General features: G+C 62.6%; 20 protein-coding genes. 9 read left to right on the forward strand and 11 right to left on the reverse strand.

Annotated features, from left to right (window positions below):
• Positions 1–245: peptide-methionine (S)-S-oxide reductase (locus GPS82_RS03315; protein ID WP_296490907.1), on the forward strand; the 245-nt coding region annotated here is incomplete at its 5' end.
• 98 nt (positions 246–343) lie between these two features.
• On the opposite strand, the gene GPS82_RS03320 is transcribed toward GPS82_RS03315, so the two are convergent.
• The 4 genes from GPS82_RS03320 to GPS82_RS03335 form a co-directional block, all read right to left on the reverse strand.
• Positions 344–1,501: a BMP family ABC transporter substrate-binding protein gene (locus GPS82_RS03320; RefSeq protein ID WP_296490908.1), complete on the reverse strand. Its 1,158-nt coding sequence runs from the start codon at positions 1,499–1,501 to the stop codon at positions 344–346.
• A gap of 62 nt (positions 1,502–1,563) precedes the next feature.
• Positions 1,564–2,484, reverse strand: a complete 921-nt coding sequence (locus tag GPS82_RS03325; protein ID WP_296490910.1) for an ABC transporter permease — start codon at positions 2,482–2,484, stop codon at positions 1,564–1,566.
• Positions 2,484–3,539 carry an ABC transporter permease gene (locus tag GPS82_RS03330; protein WP_296490911.1) on the reverse strand — a complete coding sequence of 352 codons (1,056 nt, stop codon included), beginning with the start codon at positions 3,537–3,539 and terminating at the stop codon, positions 2,484–2,486. Before GPS82_RS03330 ends, GPS82_RS03325 begins: the two co-directional genes overlap by 1 nt.
• Entirely contained in the window at positions 3,526–5,118 is a 1,593-nt protein-coding gene (locus tag GPS82_RS03335) for an ABC transporter ATP-binding protein (protein ID WP_296490914.1), read from the reverse strand. The genes GPS82_RS03330 and GPS82_RS03335 overlap by 14 nt, the downstream gene beginning before the upstream one ends.
• Positions 5,119–5,335: 217 nt before the next feature.
• Between GPS82_RS03335 and xdhA the strand changes: the two genes are divergently transcribed.
• Positions 5,336–6,802 (forward strand): xanthine dehydrogenase small subunit, encoded by a 1,467-nt coding sequence (gene xdhA / locus GPS82_RS03340; protein ID WP_296490916.1) that lies wholly within the window; start codon positions 5,336–5,338, stop codon positions 6,800–6,802.
• Positions 6,799–9,108 carry a xanthine dehydrogenase molybdopterin binding subunit gene (gene xdhB, locus GPS82_RS03345; protein WP_296490918.1) on the forward strand — a complete coding sequence of 770 codons (2,310 nt, stop codon included), beginning with the start codon at positions 6,799–6,801 and terminating at the stop codon, positions 9,106–9,108. The genes xdhA and xdhB overlap by 4 nt, the downstream gene beginning before the upstream one ends.
• A 141-nt stretch (positions 9,109–9,249) precedes the next feature.
• On the opposite strand, the gene GPS82_RS03350 is transcribed toward xdhB, so the two are convergent.
• Positions 9,250–9,873 carry a Crp/Fnr family transcriptional regulator gene (locus GPS82_RS03350; RefSeq protein ID WP_296490921.1) on the reverse strand — a complete coding sequence of 208 codons (624 nt, stop codon included), beginning with the start codon at positions 9,871–9,873 and terminating at the stop codon, positions 9,250–9,252.
• A 148-nt stretch (positions 9,874–10,021) separates the two neighbouring features.
• Here GPS82_RS03350 and GPS82_RS03355 point away from each other — a divergent pair, with 148 nt between their 5' ends.
• Positions 10,022–11,461, forward strand: coding sequence for an 8-oxoguanine deaminase (locus GPS82_RS03355; protein ID WP_296490922.1), 1,440 nt, complete (start codon positions 10,022–10,024; stop codon positions 11,459–11,461).
• A gap of 27 nt (positions 11,462–11,488) precedes the next feature.
• Here GPS82_RS03355 and GPS82_RS03360 read toward each other — a convergent pair whose 3' ends face one another.
• The 5 genes from GPS82_RS03360 to GPS82_RS03380 form a co-directional block, all read right to left on the reverse strand.
• On the reverse strand, positions 11,489–12,205 hold the full coding sequence (locus GPS82_RS03360) for an ABC transporter ATP-binding protein (RefSeq protein ID WP_296490924.1): 717 nt from the start codon (positions 12,203–12,205) through the stop codon (positions 11,489–11,491).
• A gap of 1 nt (position 12,206) precedes the next feature.
• Positions 12,207–12,977, reverse strand: coding sequence for an ABC transporter ATP-binding protein (locus GPS82_RS03365; RefSeq protein WP_296490928.1), 771 nt, complete (start codon positions 12,975–12,977; stop codon positions 12,207–12,209).
• Positions 12,978–13,003: 26 nt separating this feature from the next.
• Entirely contained in the window at positions 13,004–14,089 is a 1,086-nt protein-coding gene (locus GPS82_RS03370) for an ABC transporter ATP-binding protein (protein WP_296490930.1), read from the reverse strand.
• An 11-nt stretch (positions 14,090–14,100) separates the two neighbouring features.
• Positions 14,101–15,030: a branched-chain amino acid ABC transporter permease gene (locus tag GPS82_RS03375; RefSeq protein ID WP_296490932.1), complete on the reverse strand. Its 930-nt coding sequence runs from the start codon at positions 15,028–15,030 to the stop codon at positions 14,101–14,103.
• 212 nt (positions 15,031–15,242) lie between these two features.
• Positions 15,243–16,532 carry a replication-associated recombination protein A gene (locus tag GPS82_RS03380; protein ID WP_296490938.1) on the reverse strand — a complete coding sequence of 430 codons (1,290 nt, stop codon included), beginning with the start codon at positions 16,530–16,532 and terminating at the stop codon, positions 15,243–15,245.
• Positions 16,533–16,798: 266 nt separating this feature from the next.
• Between GPS82_RS03380 and GPS82_RS03385 the strand changes: the two genes are divergently transcribed.
• Together GPS82_RS03385 and GPS82_RS03390 are read left to right on the forward strand one after the other, a co-directional pair.
• Positions 16,799–17,161, forward strand: a complete 363-nt coding sequence (locus GPS82_RS03385; RefSeq protein WP_296490939.1) for a DUF2237 domain-containing protein — start codon at positions 16,799–16,801, stop codon at positions 17,159–17,161.
• A 9-nt stretch (positions 17,162–17,170) separates the two neighbouring features.
• Positions 17,171–17,650: a DUF3429 domain-containing protein gene (locus tag GPS82_RS03390; RefSeq protein WP_296490941.1), complete on the forward strand. Its 480-nt coding sequence runs from the start codon at positions 17,171–17,173 to the stop codon at positions 17,648–17,650.
• A gap of 83 nt (positions 17,651–17,733) precedes the next feature.
• Here the strand turns inward: GPS82_RS03390 and GPS82_RS03395 are convergent, their stop codons facing one another.
• The gene (locus tag GPS82_RS03395; protein WP_296490943.1) at positions 17,734–17,946 is read right to left on the reverse strand and encodes a hypothetical protein; all 213 of its coding nucleotides are present in this window, start codon (positions 17,944–17,946) and stop codon (positions 17,734–17,736) included.
• Positions 17,947–18,015: 69 nt separating this feature from the next.
• Here GPS82_RS03395 and GPS82_RS03400 point away from each other — a divergent pair, with 69 nt between their 5' ends.
• From GPS82_RS03400 to GPS82_RS03410, 3 genes are read left to right on the forward strand one after another with little or no spacing between them, the layout of a single operon-like run.
• On the forward strand, positions 18,016–19,221 hold the full coding sequence (locus GPS82_RS03400; RefSeq protein ID WP_296490946.1) for a hypothetical protein: 1,206 nt from the start codon (positions 18,016–18,018) through the stop codon (positions 19,219–19,221).
• Entirely contained in the window at positions 19,218–20,360 is a 1,143-nt protein-coding gene (locus tag GPS82_RS03405) for a HupE/UreJ family protein (protein WP_296490949.1), read from the forward strand. The genes GPS82_RS03400 and GPS82_RS03405 overlap by 4 nt, the downstream gene beginning before the upstream one ends.
• Positions 20,357–21,937: a deoxyribodipyrimidine photo-lyase gene (locus tag GPS82_RS03410; protein WP_296490952.1), complete on the forward strand. Its 1,581-nt coding sequence runs from the start codon at positions 20,357–20,359 to the stop codon at positions 21,935–21,937. Before GPS82_RS03405 ends, GPS82_RS03410 begins: the two co-directional genes overlap by 4 nt.
• The last annotated feature ends 10 nt before the right edge of the window (positions 21,938–21,947 follow it).

Below are 21,947 nucleotides of genomic sequence, written 5' to 3' on the forward strand. Positions count from 1 at the left end.
GCAGCCAGTACCGCAGCGGCATTTATTGGGGTAACGAGGCCGAGCGTCAAGCGGTGCTAGCCAGCCGCGATGCGCTGCTGAAGACCGGCCGCTTCAAAACCATCCATACCGAATTGGCCCCCGCCAGCACTTTCTACCTGGCCGAGGACTACCACCAGGACTACTACAAAAAGAACACGGTGAGCTACAGCTACTACCGTTTGTCGTGCGGTCGGGATAAGCGGGTGGAGATGCTTTGGAAGTAGGCACTGGAGCGACCGCACGCGATCGCGGGCAAAGGCCCGCTGCATCAGCCAAACAAAAAGCCGCCTGAACAGGCGGCTTTTGCGTCAACCAAAGAAGCTTACTTGGCGCCCGGCACCTTGCCTTCAACACCCTTGACGTAGAAGTTCAGGCCACCCAGGAACTTGTCGTCAGCCACGGTGTCCTTGGCGATCTGGACCTTGCCGGTGTTGTCAACAATGGGGCCGGTCCAGATGGCAAAGCTGCCGTCTGCCAGGCCTTTTTTAACTTCTTCCACGCGGGCTTTGGTCTCGGCGGGCACGTCTTCGGCAATGCTCACGATGTCAATCGCGCCCTCCTTCACACCCCACCACTCGGCACCGCCACCCTTCCAGCTGCCGTCAAGGGCTTCCTTGGTGGCCTTGATGTAGTACGGACCCCAGTTGATCACAGCGGATGCCAAATGGGCTTTGGGGCCATAGGCGGTCATGTCGGAGTCCCAGCCAAAGGCGCGCTTGCCTTTGGCCTCTGCGGTCTTCAGGACAGCCGGGGAATCGGTGTTCTGGAACAGCACATCAGCGCCGCCGTTGATCAGGCTGGTGGCGGCTTCAGTCTCTTTGGGCGGGTCAAACCAGCCATTCACCCACACCACTTTGGTCTTGACCTTGGGGTTGCTGCTTTGGGCGCCGAGTGTGAAGGCGTTGATGTTGCGGATCACTTCCGGGATCGGGATCGACCCCACCACACCCAGCGTGTTGGTTTTGGTCATCTTGCCGGCAATCACACCCGCCATGTACGCGCCCTCATAGGTGCGGCTGTCGTAGGTGCGCATGTTGTCGGCCTGCTTGTAGCCGGTGGCATGCTCGAACTTGACGCCCGGGTTGTCCGTGGCCACCTTGAGCATCGGTTCCATGTAACCGAAGGTGGTGCCAAATATCAGCTTGTTGCCCTGCCCCGCCATGTCGCGCAGCACGCGCTCGGCGTCGGCCGATTCGGGAACATTCTCGACAAATGAGGTGCTGACCTTGTCGCCAAATTCTGCCTCCAGGGCCTTGCGGCCGTTGTCGTGGGCAAAGGTCCAGCCGCCGTCGCCGACCGGGCCGACATAGGCAAAGGCAATCTTCAGTGGCTCTGGCTTGGGCGCGGGTGCAGAAGCGACTGGCGCGGGAGCAGGCGCGGGCGCGGGCTCTTCCTTCTTGCCACAGCCCACCAGCGCGGCGGCGGCCACGGCGGAAAGTGCTGCCGCTTTGAGCAGCGAACGTTTTTGCAGATCAGTCATGTTTTTTCCTTATCAAGGGACGGGTTGGACAGCGAGAAAATCGTAATTATGAACCGGAACACTCAGGCGCCAGGGTAAAACGGTTTGCCAATACTGGCAGGCATGTTGATGCGGATCCACTGCGGGTTGCGCGAGATCAGCGCCAGCACAAGAATGGTGGCCACGTAGGGCAGCATGCTTAAAAACTGCGGTGGCACGTCGACGCCAATGCCCTGCAGGTGAAACTGCAACATCGTCACGCCACCAAACAGGTAGGCCCCAAGCAGCACACGCCCGGGGCGCCAGGTGGCAAAGGTGGTGAGTGCCAGCGCAATCCAGCCCTTGCCGGCCACCATGCCCTCAACCCACAGCGGCGTATAGACCACAGACAAATAAGCCCCGGCCAGGCCACACAGCGCACCGCCCACCACCACCGCCAGCAGCCGGATCAGGCGCACCGGGTAGCCCAGCGCGTGGGCCGACTCCGGGCTTTCGCCCACGCTGCGCATCACCAGCCCATTGCGGGTGCGGTACATGAACCAGATCAGCGCCAGCGCCAGCAGCACCGTCAGGTAGACCAGCGGGTGGTGGCGAAAAAGGGCCGGGCCAAACCAGGGAATATCCGACAAGTAGGGAATGGCGAAGCTGGTGCGCTCCGGAATTTTTGCCTGCACAAAACCTGTGCCGACAAAGGCGGAAAACCCGGTGCCAAACAGCGTGAGCGCCAGTCCGGCGGCGTATTGGTTGGTGTTGAGCCAGATCACCAGCACACCAAAAATTGCCGCCAGCAAGGCGCCAACAGCCATGCCCGCGGCAAAACCCATGATGTCAGAGCCGGTGGTGACCACAGTGGCAAAGCCGGCAATGGCCGCGCACAGCATCATGCCCTCGGCGCCCAGATTGACAATGCCCACCTTTTCATTGATCAACAGACCCAGCGAGGCAATTGCCAGCACGGTGCCCGCATTGAGCGTGGCGGCCATCAGCAAGGCGTAGGATTCCATCACTTGCTCCACTTCAGACGGTAATTGACCAGCGTGTCACAGGCCAGCAGGCTGAACAACAGCAGCCCCTGAAACACCCCGGTGAGCGATTTGGTCAGCCCCAGGCGCGACTGCGCCAGCTCACCGCCAATGTAAAACATGCTCATCAGGATGGCCGAGAACACCATGCCGACCGGGTGCAGACGGCCGACAAAGGCCACGATGATGGCGGCAAAACCGTAACCCGCCGGCACATAAGGGGTGAGCTGGCCAATCGGGCCGGCCACTTCCAGCGCACCGGCCAGGCCAGCCGCGCCACCCGACATCAGCAGCGCCGTCCAGAGCGCCTTGCGCGACGAAAAACCGGCGTAGCGCGCCGCCGCCGGCGCCAGCCCGCCCACCTGCAGGGCCAGACCGGCCCGGGTGCGAAACAAGAATACCCACAAGCCGGCCACGCTGAGCAGGGCCAGCAGCGCACCAATGCTGACGCGCGAACCCTCGAACAAACGCGGAACCCGGGTTACCGCCTCAAAGGTCTTGCTTTGCGGAAAGTTGAAACCCATGGGATCTTTCCACGGCCCGCCCACCAGATAACTCAACAACTGAACTGCCACATAGACCAGCATCAGACTCACCAGAATCTCGTTGGCGTGAAAACGGTCGCGCAGCAGCGCCGTGACACCGGCCCAAAACATGCCGCCGAGCACGCCGGCCAGCAGAATCGGCAGCACGATCCAGCGGCCGGTGCTGGCATCGGCCATCAGCGCGATGCCGCCGGCAAAAATCGCCCCGATGATGTACTGGCCCTCGGCGCCGATGTTCCACACGTTCGACCTGAAGCACACCGCCAGTCCCAGCGCAATGATCAGCAGCGGCGTGGCCTTGACCAGCAGTTCTCCGATAGCGTAGGCATTGTGAAGCGGTAGCCAGAAAAACATTTCCAGACCCTTGAGCGGGTCTTTGCCGAGTGCCGTGAACATCAGCGCACCAATCAGCACCGTGATCAGCAACGCCATCAGGGGCGAGCCATAGGTCCAGGCCCTGGAGGGTTCGGCACGCGCTTCAAGCTTGAGCATGCTGGGCTCCTGACGGGCTGACCAAATCGGGCTCGGTGACGGCTTCGAGTTCGGCCAGATGGCGCTGCAGGTCTTCGTCCCACAGACCGCTCATCCAGATCCCGATGCGCTCAATGCTGGCCTCGGCAATGGGCACAGAAGGCGACAACTGGCCTTTGGAGATCACATGCAAACGGTCGCTCACTTCAAACAACTCTTCGAGCTCCTCACTCACCACCAGCACCGCGCAACCGGCATCGCGCAAGGCCAGGATTTCACCCCTGATTTGAGCCGCCGCGCCCACATCCACGCCCCAGGTGGGCTGCGAGACGATGAACAACTTGGGCTGGGCGTCGATCTCGCGGCCGACAATAAATTTTTGCAGGTTGCCGCCCGAGAGCGAACGCGCCAGCGCGCGCGGGCCGCCGGCCTTGACATTGAAAGCCTGGATGAGTCGCGCCGCATGTTGCTCCAGCGCGCCCACCTTGATCCAGCCACCGGCAAATTTAGGCATGGAAATGGACTCGGTGCGGGTCAGCAGCAGGTTGTGCGCCAGGCTCAGCGTTGGCACAGCGCCGCGTCCGAGCCGCTCTTCCGGCACAAAGTGCAGGCCCAGCTTGCGGCGTTCGCCCGGATGAAGGGCCGACACATCGGTATTACCCATGCGTATGCTGCCCTTGGGCGCACGGCAGTCTTCGCCCGACAAGGCGTACATCAATTCCTTTTGGCCGTTGCCGGAAACACCGGCAATGCCCACGACCTCGCCGGCACGCACTTGCAGGCCAATGCCGTCAAGATCGACGCCAAACTGGTCCTCCCGCGCCAGACTGAGCCCGTTCACATCAAGCACCACGGCGCCTGACTGCTGCGGGCGGTGTTGCAGTTGCGGTGGCTCGGCACCAATCATCATGCGCGACAAGGAGGCGTTGGACTCCTCAGCGGGGTTGCAGACGCCGGTGACCTTGCCACCACGCAGCACGGTGCAGGCATTGCACAACTCGCGGATTTCGTGCAGTTTGTGGCTGATGTACAAGATGCTGCAGCCCTCGCTGGCCAGCTTTTTCAGCACCACAAACAGCTTTTCGACGGCCTGTGGCGTGAGCACCGAGGTCGGCTCATCCAGAATCAGCAACTCCGGACGCGTCAGCAGGGCGCGGATGATTTCGACCCGCTGCATCTCACCCACGCTCAGGGTGTGCACCGGGCGCGCCGGGTCGATGTCAAGGCCGTACTCGGCGGCCTTGGCCACGATGCTGGCCGTGACCTGGTCCAGCGAATTGCGCGCCAGGCCAAGCCAGACGTTTTCGGCCACAGTCAGGGTGTCGAACAAATTGAAGTGCTGGAACACCATGCTGATGCCGTTGGCCCGCGCATCCTTGGGGTTGCGGATCTGCATCACCTGGCCGTTGATCTGGACTTCCCCGGCGTCGGGCTTGACCGCACCGTAAATGATTTTCATCAGGGTTGACTTGCCAGCGCCGTTTTCACCGAGCACGGCATGCGTCTCGCCGGGCATCACCGTCAGGCTGATGTCACTGTTGGCGACCACGCTGGGGTAGCGCTTGGTGATGCCGAACAGTTGAAGACGGGGTGTGGTCATGAACAAAGGTGTCAGTTGGGTTAGGTGCTGTTTTTACCAGCAAAATGCCTTGAAATCTGGATTTTGACTTTGACTGGGGGTCACGACCCCAAGAAAAAACTTGCAAGATCAATGCCAGCTCGCATCACGCTTCCTGATGACCGGGCATGGCATTTGCTCTATGCTCAGGCTCGTGGTGCCCCGGATCACCCCTTAACCTTAGCCTGTGAGTGCTTTCATGAACCCACCCATCCTGCAGTTTGTCTGGCGCGGCGAGACGGTCACGCTGCACCACATCGCGCCCACCCGCACCTTGCTGCAACTGTTGCGCGAAGACCTGGCCCACAGCGCCACCAAAGAAGGCTGCAACGAGGGCGACTGCGGCGCCTGCACCGTGGTGCTGGGGGAATTGCAGGGGGAGCACATCAGCTACCGCGCCGTCAACAGCTGCATCAAAATGGCGCACGCTGTGGATGGCATGGCGCTCTGGACCGCCGCCGACCTCACCGCTGTGGACGGCACAGCCCACCCGGTGCAGCAAGCATTGCACCAGTGCCACGCCAGCCAGTGCGGCTTTTGCACGCCCGGCTTTGCCATGAGCCTGTTTGGCCTGTACCAGAACCGGGTGCTGAAAGAGCAGCCGATCAGCCGCTCCCAGGCGCAGGAGGCGCTGTCAGGCAACCTGTGCCGCTGCACCGGCTACCGGCCCATTCTGGACGCGGCACAGCAGATGGCCACCCTGCCCCGGGTGCAGCTGGACGAGGCGCGCTTGCGCCAGCAATTAGCCGCCATCGCGCCCGCCCAACGGCAACAGTCTGCTGATTTTTGTTATGACGCGCCGACCCGCCTCGACGCGCTGCTGGCTGCGCGGGCGGCGCGGCCGCAGGCCCAACTGGTGGCCGGCTGCACCGATGTGGGCTTGTGGGTCAACAAGCTGCACATGGATTTTGCGCAGCTGCTCGACGTGACACGCGTGGCGGAACTCAAGGCCATCGAGGTGCAGAACAACCACACCGTCATCGGTGCGGCCGTCAGCCTGAGCGACGCCTTTGCCGCGCTTGCATTGGATCGGCCGCAACTGCACGCCTTTTTCAGCCGCTTTGCCGGACTGCCGGTGCGCCACGCCGGCACCCTGGGTGGCAATATCGCCAATGGCTCTCCGATTGGCGACAGCATGCCGCTGCTGATCGCGCTGCGCGCCAGCGTGGTGCTGATGAGCGTGCGCGGCCAGCGTGAGTTGCCGCTGGAAGCGCTGTACACCGGCTACCGCAAGAACGTCATGGCGGCCGACGAAGTGCTGGCCTTCATTCATGTGCCCCGTCCACGGCCCGATGAATTGCTTCGGGTTTACAAGGTGTCCAAGCGCACCGAGGACGACATTTCTGCGGTTTGCCTGGCCGTCAGCATGGCGTTGCATGACGGACGCGTCGCGCAGGCCTCGATCGGCGTGGGCGGTGTGGCGGCCACGCCCGTGCGCGCATCGACAACCGAGGCATTGCTCACCGGACAGGGCTGGACTCACGACACCGTGAACAGGGCAAGCGCTTGTCTGCGCGCCGAATTTCAACCGATCTCGGACATGCGCGCCAGCGCCGCCTACCGCGCGCAGGTGCTCGACGGGCTCATGCAACGCTTCTGGCTGGAAAGCCAGGGCGCGGCAGATGTCAACCTGGCAAGCTTGACCCTGGAAGGAGAAAGCGCATGAACGCCCCTTTGCCCGCAGGCACCGAGCCGCTGGTCGCCAGCGGCCAGTCACACCCACACGAAAGCGCGGCGGCCCAGATTGCCGGTGCCGCCACTTACATCGACGACATCCCGGAGTTGCGCGGCACGCTGTACGCCGCGCCGGTGATGTCCAAAGTGGCGCACGGCAAGCTGCTCGGCGTGGACACGCAGGCCGCACTGGCGCTGCCCGGCGTGCGCGCCGTGCTGCTGGCGGCCGATGTGCCCGGCAGCAAGGTGCTGGCCGCCTTTGCCGGCGATGAACCCGTGTTGGCACAAGACAGCGTGCAGCATGTGGGCCAGGTGATTGCCCTGGTGGTGGCGGACAGCGTCATGCTGGCGCGCCGGGCAGCGCGTTTGGTGGCACCCCGAATTGAGCCACTGCCCGCGATCCTCGACGTGCGCGAAGCACTCAGGGCGCAGAGTTTTGTGCTGCCGCCGGTGACCGTGCGCCGTGGTGATGCAGGCCAGGCCCTGGCGCGGGCACCGCACACCCTGCAGGGCACGCTCGAAGTCGGCGGCCAGGAGCATTTTTACCTCGAAGGCCAGGTGGCCTACGCGCAGCCGCTGGAACAAAACCAGTGGCTCATCCACAGCAGCACGCAGCACCCGGGTGAGGTGCAGCACTGGGTGGCGCATGCCCTCGGGCTGGACAACCACGCGGTCACGGTGCAGTGCCGGCGCATGGGCGGCGGTTTTGGCGGCAAGGAAACCCAGGCCGGCCATCTGGCCGTGTGGGCAGCGCTGGCTGCGCACAAGTTGCAGCGGCCGGTGAAGCTGCGGCTTGACCGCGATGATGATTTTCTGATCACCGGCAAGCGCCATCCGTTCAGCTTTGAGTACCGCGTGGGGTTCGATGACAGTGGCAGGCTGTGCGGCCTGCAGTTGCAGATGCTGGCGCACTGCGGCTTCAGCGCCGATTTGTCAGGCCCGGTGGCCGACCGCGCCATTTTTCATGCCGACAACGCCTATTTTTTGCAAGACGTGGAGATCACGTCTTACCGCTGCAAGCTCAACACCCAGAGCCACACCGCGTTTCGCGGCTTTGGCGGGCCGCAGGGCATGATCGTCACCGAGGCCATCCTGGGCAACATCGCGCGCCATCTGGGGCTCGACCCGTTGGCCGTGCGACAACGCAATTTGTACAGCGATGAGTCAGAACGCAACACCACGCACTACGGCATGCAGGTCGAGGGCAACATCCTGCAGCCGCTGATCACGCGATTGGCCGACACGGCCCGGTACCCGCAGCGCCGCGAAGCCATTGTCGGCTGGAACCAGAACAGCAAAGTGCTCAAGCGCGGCATCGCCCTGACGCCGGTCAAATTCGGGATCAGCTTCACCGCCACGCTATTCAACCAGGCGGGCGCGCTGGTGCATGTCTACCTGGACGGCAGCGTCATGGTCAACCATGGCGGCACCGAAATGGGGCAAGGCCTGCACACCAAAGTGGCACAAATCGTGGCCGACGAGCTGGGGGTGCCCTTGCACCGGGTGCGCCTGAGCGCCAGCGACACCAGCAAGGTCCCCAACGCCTCGGCCACCGCCGCCTCGGCCGGCACCGACCTCAATGGCCGCGCCGCCCAGTTTGCCGCGCGCCATGTGCGTGACAACCTGGCGGCCTTTGTCAGCGGCATCGACGGTGTTGGCGCCGGCGCCGTGCAGTTTGCCGCCGGCCAGGTGATCACGCCAAAAGCCACACGCAGTTTCAACGCCGTCGTGGCGCTGGCTTATGCCAACCGCATCCAGCTCTGGAGTGACGGCTTTTACCGCACCCCAAAAATCCACTACGACAAAACCACCCTGACCGGGCGGCCGTTTTATTACTTTGCCTATGGCGCGGCGTGCACCGAGGTGGCCATCGACACCCTGACTGGCGAGAGCCGTGTGCTGAGGGTGGACATCCTGCACGACGTCGGCCGGTCCATCAATCCGGCCATTGACATCGGGCAGATCGAAGGCGGTTTTGTGCAGGGCATGGGTTGGCTCACGTCTGAAGAACTGGTGTGGAACGACCAAGGCCTGCTGACCACGCACGCGCCCAGCACTTACAAGATTCCCACAGCCGGTGATGTGCCAACGCATTTCAAGGTCGATTTATGGCCCGAGGCCAACCCCGAGGACAATGTTTTTGGCTCCAAAGCCGTGGGTGAACCGCCATTCATGCTGGCCATCAGCGTGTTTGAGGCGCTGCGCGAGGCCGTGGCCCAGGCGCGCGGCGACGGTCTGGCGGTGCAATTGAACGCACCGGCCACGGCAGAGCGGGTGTTGTGGGCGCTGCACACCTAAACAGTTGGGGTCAGAGCACGTCGCTGCGCGAGTGGTCTGACCCGCAAAGCCTCAAGTTGGTTGGGGTCAGAGCACGTCGCTGCGCGAGTGGTCTGACCCGCAAGGTCTCAAGTTTGGTCTGACCCGCAAGGTTTCAAGTTTTCAGACTCCGGCGAGCGAGCGCAGTGCGGTGGGATCAACCAGATTCAGCACACGGCCTGAGCCGCTGATCAGGCTTTGCTCACGCAAATGCCGCAGCACGCGCGAGAAAGTCTCGGGGGCAATGCCCAGCTGCACCGCAATGCTGCGCTTGCGCTGCTGCAGTTCCACCGCCATCTGGCCCTGGGCGCCAGATTGGGCATGACTCAGCAGCCACTCGGCACAGCGCGCCTCGGCATCCTTGGCGAGCCGGCTCACGGCAAATTCGGTCTGCCGCCGGTGCGCCATCGCCACATCAAGCAGCACGGCCTGGGCTGCTGCGGGCAGGTCGGCAATGCCTTTGCTGAATTCTTCCGCGCGCACCTGGCGCAACTCCACCGGGGTGTCTGCCAAAGCGTCGACCAAATGCGGCAACTTGAGCACAACTGAGCTGGCGTCGAGCCAGCACGGCCCCTCAAGCACGCCGATCTGGTGCTCCATCGAGCCATCTTCGAGCACACCCAGCGCCACCCGGCCGGATTCGATGTAACTGACCCAGACCGGTTTGCTGCCACGTTGCAGCAGAAGCTGTCCGCGGGCGATCTTTTGGGGCTGGGCGCATGGGTTGATAAAGTTAACGGTAAACATGTTCGTTACTTTGCAGCGCCTGCCACTTGGGAAACTTGAGGAAGATCAACAAACATGGAAAAACTCGCCCCCGGCTGCCAGACACTGTCCTGAGTCAGGGCTTTTGCTACGATCAAGCGCATCGAACCCGTTTTCAAGGACCTCTTTCTTGCGTACGCTTCTCATCCAGAACGCCCGCTGCGTCGCCACCTTTGACCACCCCAACCCGGCGCTGGCGCGCGAGTTGAGCGATGCGTCGATCCTGATTCAGGGTCATCGCATCCAGGCCATTGGACCGGCCGCAGAACTGCCCCAAACCGCCGATGAAGTGATTGACGCGCGCGGTCACCTGGTGACCCCGGGCCTGATCAACACCCACCACCACATGTTCCAGAGCCTGACCCGGGCGATTCCGGCAGTGCAAAACGCCGAGTTGTTCGGCTGGCTGCGCGGCCTCTACCCGATCTGGGCGGGGCTGACGCCCGAAATGGTGAGCATCAGCACGCAGGTGGCGATGGCCGAACTGCTGCTGAGCGGCTGCACCACCAGCAGCGACCACCTCTACATTTTTCCCAATGGGGTGCGACTCGACGACAGCATCGAGGCGGCCCAGCAAATTGGCATGCGTTTTGTTGCCAGCCGCGGCAGCATGAGTGTGGGACAGTCGCAAGGCGGGCTGCCCCCCGACGGCGTGGTCGAGCCGGAGGCCTTTATTTTGCAGGACACCCGGCGCCTGATCGAGGCCTACCACAGCAACGACCACGGGGCCATGGTCAACGTGGCCGTTGCACCCTGCTCGCCGTTCAGCGTGAGCCGGGGCCTGATGCGCGAATCTGCCCTGCTGGCGCGCAGCTACGGCGCACGCCTGCACACCCACCTGGCAGAAAACGACCACGACCTGGCCTACAGCCGCGAAAAGTTCAACTGCACACCCACCGAGTACGCGCAAGAGTTGGGCTGGCTGGGCCCTGATGTCTGGCATGCCCACTGCGTCAAACTCGACGAGGCGGGCATCAGCCTGTTTGCCGCCAGCCGCACCGGCGTGGCGCACTGCCCGTGCAGCAATATGCGGCTGGCCAGTGGCATTGCACCAATCCGCAAGATGCTTGATGCCGGCATTCCGGTGGGGCTGGGGGTGGACGGCAGCGCCAGCAACGACGCTGCGCACATGGTCAACGAGGCGCGCCAGGCCCTGCTGCTGGCGCGGGTTGGCCGGGCTGTGCAGCCAGCCGAAACCCGGGTCAACACCGAGGGCCGGCAACAAAGCTTTTTTGGCTGCGACCTGGGTCCGGCCGAAATGACCGCGCGCGATGCCCTGGCGCTGGCGACGCGTGGCGGAGCGCAAGTGCTGGGCCGCAGCGACATCGGCCATCTGGCGGTGGGCATGTGTGCTGATCTGGCGCTGTTTGATTTGCGAACCCTGGCTTTTGCCGGCGGTGCCGTGCATGACCCGGTGGCCGCCCTGTTGCTGTGCGCCAGCCCGCCAGCCGCCTATACCGTGGTCAACGGTCGGGTCGTGGTGCGCCAGGGGCAACTGGCCAGCGTGGAACTCGGGCCCCTGATTGAGCGCCACAACGCGCTGGCGCGACAGCTGGTTTGTGGCGCTTGATACGCAGCCCGGAGCTCCCTGGTGCCCTCATTCACCCAGGTAAGCCGCCCGCACTTTGGGATCATGCAGCATGGTTTTGGCGTCGCCGGTCATGGTGATCAGGCCTGAATCCATGACATAACCGCGGTCGGCGATGGCCAGCGCCCGGCTGGCGTTCTGCTCCACCAGCAGCACGGTGACGCCCTGCGCATAGACCTCTCGCACCACCTCGAAAATCTTGTCCACCATAATCGGCGACAGGCCCATGGAGGGCTCGTCAAGCAACAGCACCTTGGGGCGGCTCATCAGCGCCCGACCCATGGCCAGCATTTGCTGCTCGCCACCGCTCATGGTGCCAGCCAATTGGTCACGGCGCTCTTTGAGGCGCGGAAAAATGGCAAACACTTTCTCAACATCCTGCGCGATTTCGGCCCGGTCATTGCGAATGTAGGCCCCCATCTGCAGGTTTTCGATGATTGTCATGCGGGTAAACACACCACGGCCTTCGGGCACCATGGCCAGCCCCTGCTTGACCAGATCCCAGGGACCCTGGCCGCGAATGCTTTTGCCCAGGTACTCAATGTCGCCATCATTGATGGGCAGCGAGCCGGTGATGGCTTTCATGGTGGTGGTTTTGCCAGCACCGTTGGAGCCGATCAGCGACACCAACTCACCATCATGGACCTCAAAATCCACACCCTTGACGGCTTGAATGCCGCCGTAAGCCACTTTGAGGCCTTTGACTTTTAATAATACTTCGGCCATGTCAGTGTCCTCCGGTGCCCAGGTAGGCTTCAATCACTTTTTCGTTGCGCTGCACATCGGCCGGTGTGCCCTCGGCAATTTGCTTGCCGTAGTCGAGCACCGTGACGCGGTCGCACAGGCCCATGACCAGTTTCACGTCGTGCTCGATCAGCAAAATGGTGCGGTTGTCGTTGCGAATCTTGTCGATCAGCGTGCGCAGCATCACTTTTTCGGTGCTGTTCATGCCGGCGGCGGGCTCATCCAGAGCAATCAACTGCGGGTCGGTGGCCAGGGCACGGGCGATTTCCAGACGCCGCTGGTCGCCGTAACTCAGGGTGCGGGATTTGTAGTCGGTCAGGTTGCCAATGCCCACATACTCCAGCAGTTCCTGGGCGCGCTCGGCAATGGCGGCTTCCTCGGCCTTGAAACCTGGCGTGCGAAACACCGCGCCGATCAAACCTGAATGGGTGCGCACATGGCGACCCACCATGACGTTTTCCAGCGCCGTCATTTCGGCAAACAGGCGGATGTTCTGGAAGGTGCGCGCAATGCCGGCCTTGGCCACCTCATGCACCGCCGTGGGCTTGTAAGGCTTGCCTGCCAGCTCGAAGGTACCGGTGTCCGGGGTGTAGAGCCCGGTGAGAACGTTGAAAAACGTGGTCTTGCCAGCGCCATTGGGACCGATCAGACCATAGACCTGGCCGCGCCTGATCTGGATGCCCACATCGCTCAAGGCCTGCAGGCCGCCGAAGCGTTTCGATACGCCGGCAACGTTGAGTACGGTGTCTGTCATGTCATTACTTCTTGGGTAGGGCCGCGTCAGGACTTGGCTTTTTGCAGGGATTTGCCATGCTCAGGCGAGGGCCACAAACCGCGCGGACGCAGCAGCATCACAGAAATCATGGCCAACGCAATCAGCAACTGCCGCAGGATGGAGGCATCAAGACGACCGCCGGTCATGTTTTGCAGCGGCCCGGCCACATAGCGCAGCACCTCGGGCAGGGCAGACAGCGCCACCGCACCCAGAATCACACCCGGCAGGTGACCGATGCCGCCCAGCACCACCATCGCCACAATCATGACGGACTCCATCAGGGAAAAGGATTCTGGCGAAATAAAGCCCTGAAATGAGGCAAACATGGCACCCGAGACTCCGCCAAACGTGGCGCCCATGCCGAACGCCAGCAGTTTCAGGTTGCGGGTGTTGATGCCCATCGCCTTGGCGGCAATTTCGTCCTCGCGAATCGCCATCCAGGCGCGCCCCACGCGCGAAAGCTGCAGGCGGTGCGAAATGATCACGCTCCCCACCACCAGTGCCAAAAACAGGTAGTAGTACAGCGAGACCGAAGCCAGTTCAAACCCGAAAACCTCCACCTTTTTGCCCATGCTCACGCCAAAAAAACTCAGGGAATCTATCTGGCCCAGACCCTTGGGGCCGTTGGTGATGTTGACCGGATGGTCCAGGTTGTTCAAGAAAATACGGATGATTTCGCCAAAGCCCAGGGTCACGATCGCCAGATAGTCACCCCGCAGCCGCAGCGTGGGCGCCCCCAGCAACACCCCAAGCAGCCCCGCCAGGCCGGCCGCCGCCGGTATCACCAGCCAGATTGGCAAGTGCATGCCGTTGGGAAACATGGCCGCGATGGCAGGAAAGGTGTCGAACAGGTGTGGCGAGGCCAGCAGCGCGTACATGTAGGCGCCAATGGCAAAAAACGCCACGTAGCCCAGGTCGAGCAAGCCGGCGTAGCCCACCACAATGTTCAGGCCCAGTGCCAGCAGCACATACAGCAGCGCCATGTCGGCGATGCGCACCCAGGCGTTGCCAAACCCCTGCAGCAACAGCGGCAGCACCAGCAAGCCCACAGCAGCCAGCAAAAAAACAATGATCTTTTTCTGTTGTGTCATGTTCTGTCTCCTTACGCCCTGTCAGCCACCCGCTCACCCAGCAAGCCCGAAGGCCGCAGTGTGAGCACAATGATCAGCACCACAAACGCAAAAATGTCCGAGTAGTGGCTGCCCAGCACGCCGCCGGTGAGCTTGCCGATGTAGCCCGCGCCCAGCGCCTCGATCAGGCCCAGCAAAATGCCTCCCACCACCGCACCGCCGAGGTTGCCAATGCCGCCAAAAACAGCGGCGGTAAAGGCCTTCAGGCCTGGCAAAAAGCCCATGGTGTGCTGCACGGTGCCATAGTTGGCCGCCCACATGATGCCGGCAATGGCGGCCAGCACGGCACCAATCACAAAGGTGGCCGAAATCACCACATCAGGCTTGACACCCATCAGCGCAGCAACGCGAGGGTTTTCAGCGGTGGCGCGCATGGCGCGCCCCAATTTGGTGTAGTTGACAAGGTACATCAGAATTGCCAGCGACAGCGCGGTAACACCCAGAATGAACACCTGCGTGACCGAGATCACGGCGCCACCAATTTCATACGGCGTGCCGCCAATCAGGTTCGGATACGGTTTGTAGTTGGGCTTCCAGATGATCATGGCCAGTGTTTGCAGCAGGATCGACATGCCGATGGCGGTGATCAAGGGCGCCAGCCGCGGACTGTTGCGCAACGGCCGGTATGCCACCTTTTCGATCGTGAAATTCAGCGTGGCCGCCACGATGCAGGCAATAACCAGCGCAATCAGCAAGATCAACCACCCGGGAGCACCCGGCATGGCATCCTGCATCAGGCCAATGATGGTCCAGCTGGTCAGCGCCCCCACCATCAGCACCTCGCCATGGGCGAAGTTGATCAGGCCAATGATGCCGTAAACCATGGTGTAGCCCAAGGCGACCAAGGCGTACATGCTGCCCAACACCAGACCATTGATGATCTGCTGGATCAAGGTTTCCATACTTGTTTTTTCTCCGATTTTTGGCCGGTTGAGGTGTCAACAGGTTGATTGACGCGTTATGCAGCCTTATGAGCCTTGCCAGTGTGTTGGCAGCAAGCTCCCAACGACGTGTTTGAGTGGACGGATTGTAGCCACGGGGCCTCCCCATAAAGGTGCAACGCAACCCGGGTAAACCCTTGCACCACCATCTCGCACGCAAGACCAATGCCACCTCAGCGCGCTTGTTCGTTGCGCGCCTTCAGGTCGCGCAGTTTGTCTGCAATTTTGATCTCCAGCCCACGCTGCACCGGCCGGTAAAAACCCGGCGCAGCCATGCCCTCGGGCAAATAGCGCTCGCCCGCGGCAAATGCATCGGCTTCATCGTGCGCGTACCGGTAGCCCTTGCCATAGTCGAGTTCCTTCATCAGCCTGGTGGGCGCATTGCGCAGGTGCATGGGCACCGGACGCGTGCCGTCCTGCTTGACAAACGTTTTGGCTTCGTTGAACGCCTTGTAGACCGCGTTGGACTTGGGGGCCACCGCCAGGTAAATCACGCACTCGGCCAGGGCCAGTTCCCCCTCGGGCGTGCCCAGGCGCTCGTACACCTCGGCCGCATCGAGCGCCAGCCGCAGCGCGCGCGGATCAGCCAGGCCAACGTCTTCGCTGGCCATGCGGATCAGGCGCCGCGCCATGTAGCGCGGGTCGGCACCACCGTCGAGCATGCGCACCAGCCAGTACAGCGCGGCGTCGGGGTCAGAGCCGCGCACGCTCTTGTGCAAGGCCGAGATGGTGTCGTAAAACTGCTCGCCCCCCTTGTCATATCGCCGCATGCGTTCGCCCAGCACCTTCAACAGCCACACATCGGTGATTTCGGCGCGCTTTTCCTGCGTGGCCGACACTGCCAGAGTCTCCAGCGTGTTGAGCAGCCGGCGTGCATCGCCGTCGGCATAAGCCACCAGGCGGTCAATGGCCTTGCCTTCAATCTCTGGCAGCGCCTGCAGCGCCTGGGCTGAAGCCACAATTTGCTTCAAATCATCGGCAGTCAACGGCTGCAGCACGTAGACAGCGGCGCGCGACAACAGGGCCGAGTTCACCTCAAACGACGGGTTCTCGGTGGTGGCGCCGATAAAGGTGAAGAGGCCGCTTTCCACATGCGGCAAAAAAGCGTCCTGCTGCCCCTTGTTGAAGCGATGCACCTCATCCACAAAAACCAGCGTGCGCTGGCCTTGCTGCTGGGCCACAAGCGCATTTTCAACCGCCTCACGAATGTCCTTGACGCCCCCCAGCACAGCGCTGATGGTGATGAACTGGGCGTCGAACGCGTTGGCCATGAGCCGCGCAATGGTGGTTTTGCCGGTACCCGGCGGCCCCCAGAAAATGCAACTGTGCGGCTGGCCTGACTCAAACGCCAACCGCAGCGCCATGCCCTCGCCGAGCAAATGCTGCTGACCCACCACCTCTCTCAGGGCTTTCGGGCGCAGGCGCTCGGCCAGGGGTGGATGGGTGGAAGGCACCGGTTTCAAGCGCCCATCCTTTCATTTCCGGACGCCAGCCAGGCAAGGCACAGGCGCCAGCCATGCGCCAGCCTGTGTCGTTTTGGAAGAATTGGTGAAGTGGCAGACATGCGCCATTCTATGAATTGATCAAATCCAGATTTTCTGACCATTTTCACGCGCCCGAGGGCGCCGAAAGACCAGTGATGTGTGGGGTGTATCCGCCGTTTGGCCGTGCCAAACAACAAGCTTGTCCCACAATCGCGCCGCGATATTGCAACGACCAGACTTTCATCATGAACGCACTCAACGTGTTGGGCACGCCTCTACAACCCTGCTCATACGATCCGCTGACCGGTTTTTTTCGGGACGGCTGCTGCCACACCGACGCGCAAGACCACGGCACCCATGTGGTGTGCGCGCGCATGACTCACGCCTTTCTTGACTATTCCCGGGATCAAGGCAACGACCTCGTCACGCCCCGGCCCGAGTACCGCTTTGCCGGCCTCAAGCCCGGTGACCGCTGGTGCCTGTGCGCGCTGCGCTGGCGCGAGGCTTTGGCCGCCAATGTGGCCCCGCCGGTTTACCTGCGAAGCACCCACAACAAGGCGCTTGCGGTGGTCACATTGGCCCAGTTGCAAGCTCATGCGGCAGATTGACAAGCGACCATGCCGACACTCTCATCACAACGGCCAGCGGCGGTAGCCTGGCTCGGCTACGGCGGCTTGCTGCCTTTTTTGGGCTCGGCGCTGCTGTGTTGGCTGGAACCCGATCACCGCAGCCTGTGGCTGGAGATGCTGCTCACCTATGGCGCGGTGATCCTGAGCTTTGTCGGTGCGCTGCACTGGGGCTTTGCCATGGTGCACCCTGACACGGCGGGCCAACCCATGAACGGCATGTACGGCTGGAGCGTGATGCCCTCGCTGCTGGGCTGGGTGGCGCTGCTGGTGCATCCCGCGGCGGGCGCCACCTTGCTGATTGCCGGCTTTTTGGCGCATTACCGACAAGATTTGCGTCTGGCCAGGGTTCTGCCCTTGCCCGCCTGGTATTTGCCACTGCGCCTGCAACTCACGGTGGTGGCCTGCCTGTGCCTGGGGTCGGTGTATTTTCTGGCACAGAGTTTGCCGCCGGCTGCCATGAACGCCTGATCAAACGGGACAGCGCACGCCCTCGATCATGATTGCCAAAAAAAACGAGCCGGAGCTCGTTTTTTGGCGGACATCAAAAAGAATTACTTCTTGACTTCTGCCTTCTTCATGTCTTCTTCCAATTTCTTGCAGTCAGCCTTCATTTTTTCGTCGGCTGTTTTAGGATCCATTTTTTTGCAAGCAGCCATCTTTTCTTCCATGGCCTTGGGGTCTGCCTTCATGGCACCGCCATGAGACATGGCAAAAGAACCCGTGGCAAATGCAGCCAACACCAAAGCGGACAATAATTTCATCATAAAAAATCTCCAGGTCAATTTATAAGCGAGTGCGTCCAGAACGGGACGCGCCGGTAATATAGCGCAAATATGCAATTATTTTTGGCACCATCAAGGCGAGGGCTTAGCCGCGCAGGGTTTATTGCGTTGTGCGTCATCGGTGGTGCCACAGCCGCGCTTTGCCACGCCGCACCGCGAACACCCGGCGCAGACACCGAAGTGCTGGAGCGTTTGCCGCTGCGTCCCGGTGACGAGGCCACCCGGGCGTTTCGCACCTTGCGCCAGGCGCTGGCCAAAACACCCACCGATGCAAGCGCGGCCAGCGCCCTGGCACAGGCCTACTTTGATCAGGCCATGGCCAAAGGCGACCCGCGCTACATTGGCTACGCCGAGGCGGTTGTGCGCCCTTTTGCCAGCACCATGACAGCGGACTTGCTGCTGGTGCGCGGCCAGTTGCGACAATACCGGCACCAGTTTGAAGAGGCCCTGGAAGACTTCTCAAGCGCCTTGCGCCTGGACCCGCAACAGGCTCAGGCCCAAGCCTGGCGCGGCGCCATCTTTCTGGTGCAGGCCAACTACCCGGCGGCGCAGCAAGCCTGTCAGGCGCTGCGCGATCTGGCGCAGCGCGCGCTGGCTGGTGCTTGTCAGGGCCTGCTGCAGGCCTACACCGGCAACTTGCAAGCAGCCCAAGCCACGCTGCAACTTGCCTTGCAAGCCAGCCCTGCGCCCGAGAACCAACTCTGGCTGCTCACCCGCCTGGGCGAGGTGGCCAGTTGGCGCGGCCAGGCCGCGCAGGCCGAGCAGCATTTCAAGGCCGCCCTGAAGCTGGGACTCGATGACGGCTACCTGTTGGCCGCCTGGAGCGACTTTTTGCTGGACGCGCAGCGCCCCGCCGAGGTGGTTGCGCTGCTGGCACCCTGGGAGAGTTCGGACGGTCTGCTGCTGCGCCTGGCCGAGGCAGGAACCCTGCTCAAGCTGCCGGCAGCGTCCCGGCACGTGCAAGCCCTGGCCAACCGTTTTGACGCCGCCCGCTTGCGCGGCGACGCGACCCACCGCGCCGAAGAAGCCCGCTTTGAGCTGCGCTTGCGCGGCAACCCGCAGGCCGCGCTGGTCATGGCCAAAGCCAATTACGCGGTGCAGCGCGAACCACGCGACGCCCGCATCTTGCTTGAAGCGGCGCTCGCGGCGAAAGACCCTGCCGGTGCGCAAGCGGCGCTGGACTGGCTGCGCAGCAGCGGCTTCCAGGACCCGCACATGCTGGCGTTGGCCAAAGACCTGAATCTGAAGACACCATGAATTTCCACCCACGTTTGCAGCTGACACGCCTGCTGGCTTTGCTTTGGCTGCTTCTGGCTTTAAGTGGCCATGCGCTGGCGCACAAAGCCAGCGACAGCTACCTGGTGCTTGATGTTCAGGGCCAAAGCGTCACCGGCCAATGGGACATTGCCCTGCGCGACATCGACTTTGCCATGGGCCTGGACGGCGACGGCAATGGCGACATCACCTGGGGCGAGTTGCGCCAGCGTCAGAGCGACCTCAGCGCCTGGGCGCTGGCGCGCCTGCAGTTGCAGCGCGGCGGCAGCTGCAGCATGACGGCCGACCAGCTCCAGGTGGATGAACACACCGACGGCAGCTACGCCGTGCTGCGTTTGCGCGGCGAGTGTCCAACCGCGGATGCCGACCTGCAACTGACCTATCGCCTGATGTTTGACGTTGACGCGCTGCATCGCGGCCTGCTGCGGCTCAAGCTTGACGGGCAAACCCAAACCGCCGTGCTGGCCCCCGAGACTGCCGAGCAAACCTTCAAAGCCAGCGGTGGTTCGCGTCTGGCGCAGTTTGGCCAGTATCTGGTTGAGGGTGTCTGGCACATCTGGATCGGCTTTGACCACATCTTGTTCCTGCTCTCTTTGCTGCTGCCTGCGGTGCTGATTTTTCATCACCGGAGCTGGCGCGCCGTCACCAGCTTTGGCCAGGCCTTGCGTGAAGTGCTGTGGGTGGTGACCGCCTTCACCGTGGCCCACTCCATCACCCTGACGCTGGCCGCCCTGCAGTGGGTGGAGTTGCCCTCCAGGGTGGTGGAATCAACGATTGCATTGTCGGTGGTACTGGCGGCAGCCAACAACCTCAAGCCGGTGGTGGCGCAGCGGCGCTGGATGATGGCCTTTGGCTTTGGTCTGATTCACGGTTTTGGCTTTGCCAGCGTGCTGGCAGATCTGGGCTTGCCCCAGGGCGCGATGGTGCTCTCGCTACTGGGCTTCAACCTCGGTGTGGAACTGGGCCAACTGGCCATCGTGGCCGTTTTCTTGCCGCTGGCCTACTGGCTCAGGCACACCGCCTTTTACCGCCAGGGGGTGTTCGTTGGCGGCTCGGTGTTGACTCTGGGCTTGGCCGCGTTCTGGTTTGTTGAACGTGCCTTCAATCTCAAATTGCTATGACCTGCAGCGTGGTCTGGTTCAAGCGCGATTTGCGATTGCATGACCATGCGCCACTGGTTGAAGCCGCCACGCACGGCCCGGTGGTGTGCCTGTACGTCATTGAACCCAGTCTGTGGGCGCAACCGGATGCGGCGCGCCAGCATTTTGAGTTCATTCTGGAGAGCCTGCGCGAACTGGCCCGCGCGCTGAAAACTCTGGGTGGACGCCTGCATGTGCGCACCGGGGAAGTGCCTGAGGTGTTGGCGCAGCTGCATGCGCTGGCCCCGTTTGAGCGACTGGTCTCGCATGAAGAGACTGGCAACGCGGTGAGCTTTGAGCGGGACAAGGCGGTGGCGCGCTGGTGCCGGGCGCAAGGCGTGGCGTGGCAGGAATTTCCCCAATTTGGCGTCGTGCGCCGCCTGAAAAGCCGCAACCTCTGGCAAGGCCATTGGGCAGCCCACACCCACGCACCCCAACTGCCCTGCCCCACGCCCAACGAATTGCAGTTTCAACCGAGCCCCTGGCCTGCGCAGCAAGTGCCCGGCGCGCTTGATCTGGGTCTGAACGCGTTTGACCCTCCGGCTCGCCAGCGTGGCGGGCGCACCAACGGTGTGGCGGTGCTGGATGATTTCTTGAACCACCGCGTCCGCAACTACCGCGGCGGCATCTCGTCTCCGCTGTCGGCCCCCAGCGCCTGCTCGCGCCTGTCGCCCTACCTGACGTTTGGCTGTGTGAGCCTGCGTGAGGTGGTGCAGGCCACCGACGCGAAATTGCTGCAACTTAAAGCTCAGTCCGCACACGCATCAAAGGGGCTGGAGGCTTTTTTAAGCCGATTGCACTGGCATTGCCACTTTATCCAGAAGCTGGAGTCCGAGCCCGAACTGGAGTGGCGCAATGTGCACCGGGGTTACGACGGCCTGCGTGAACCCGACTGGAACGCGGCGCACTTTGAAGCGCTGCAAGCCGGGCGCACCGGCTGGCCGATGGTCGATGCCTGCGTGGCCATGCTTCGCGAGACTGGCTGGCTCAACTTTCGCATGCGCGCCATGCTGGTGTCGGTGGCAGCCTACCCGCTCTGGCTGCATTGGCAGCCAGTGGGGCAGTGGCTGGCGCGCCAGTTTCTGGACTACGAGCCCGGCATCCACTGGAGCCAGCTGCAAATGCAGAGCGGCACCACCGGCATCAACACCACGCGGGTTTACAACCCGGTCAAGCAAGCGCAAGACCACGACCCCAACGGTGTGTTTGTGCGCCGCTGGTGCCCGGCCCTGCGCCACGTGCCCGACAGCTGGTTATTGGAGCCCTGGCGCATGCCCGAGAGTGTGCAGGCGGCCTGTGGCGTACGCGTGTCTGCCGATGCGCCAGCCGGTGCGGTGGATGCCTGGCCGCTGCCGCTGGTCGACCTCGAATCTGCCACCCGCGCCGCCAAAGACCGTCTGCACAGCCTGCGCCGAACCCCCGAGGTGCGCGCGGGCAAAGCCGCCATTGTTGAGAAACATGCCTCACGCAAAGTTCAGGCTGGGCGGTCGAGGACAACCCGACAAAGCCGTCAGGCCAGCAGCGCCGCCGGCGCGCAGCTGAGCCTGGGCTTTGACTGAACCCTCTGAC

Source organism: Rhodoferax sp., assembly GCF_011391645.1.
In the GTDB taxonomy this organism is placed as follows: Bacteria; Pseudomonadota; Gammaproteobacteria; order Burkholderiales; family Burkholderiaceae_C; genus Rhodoferax.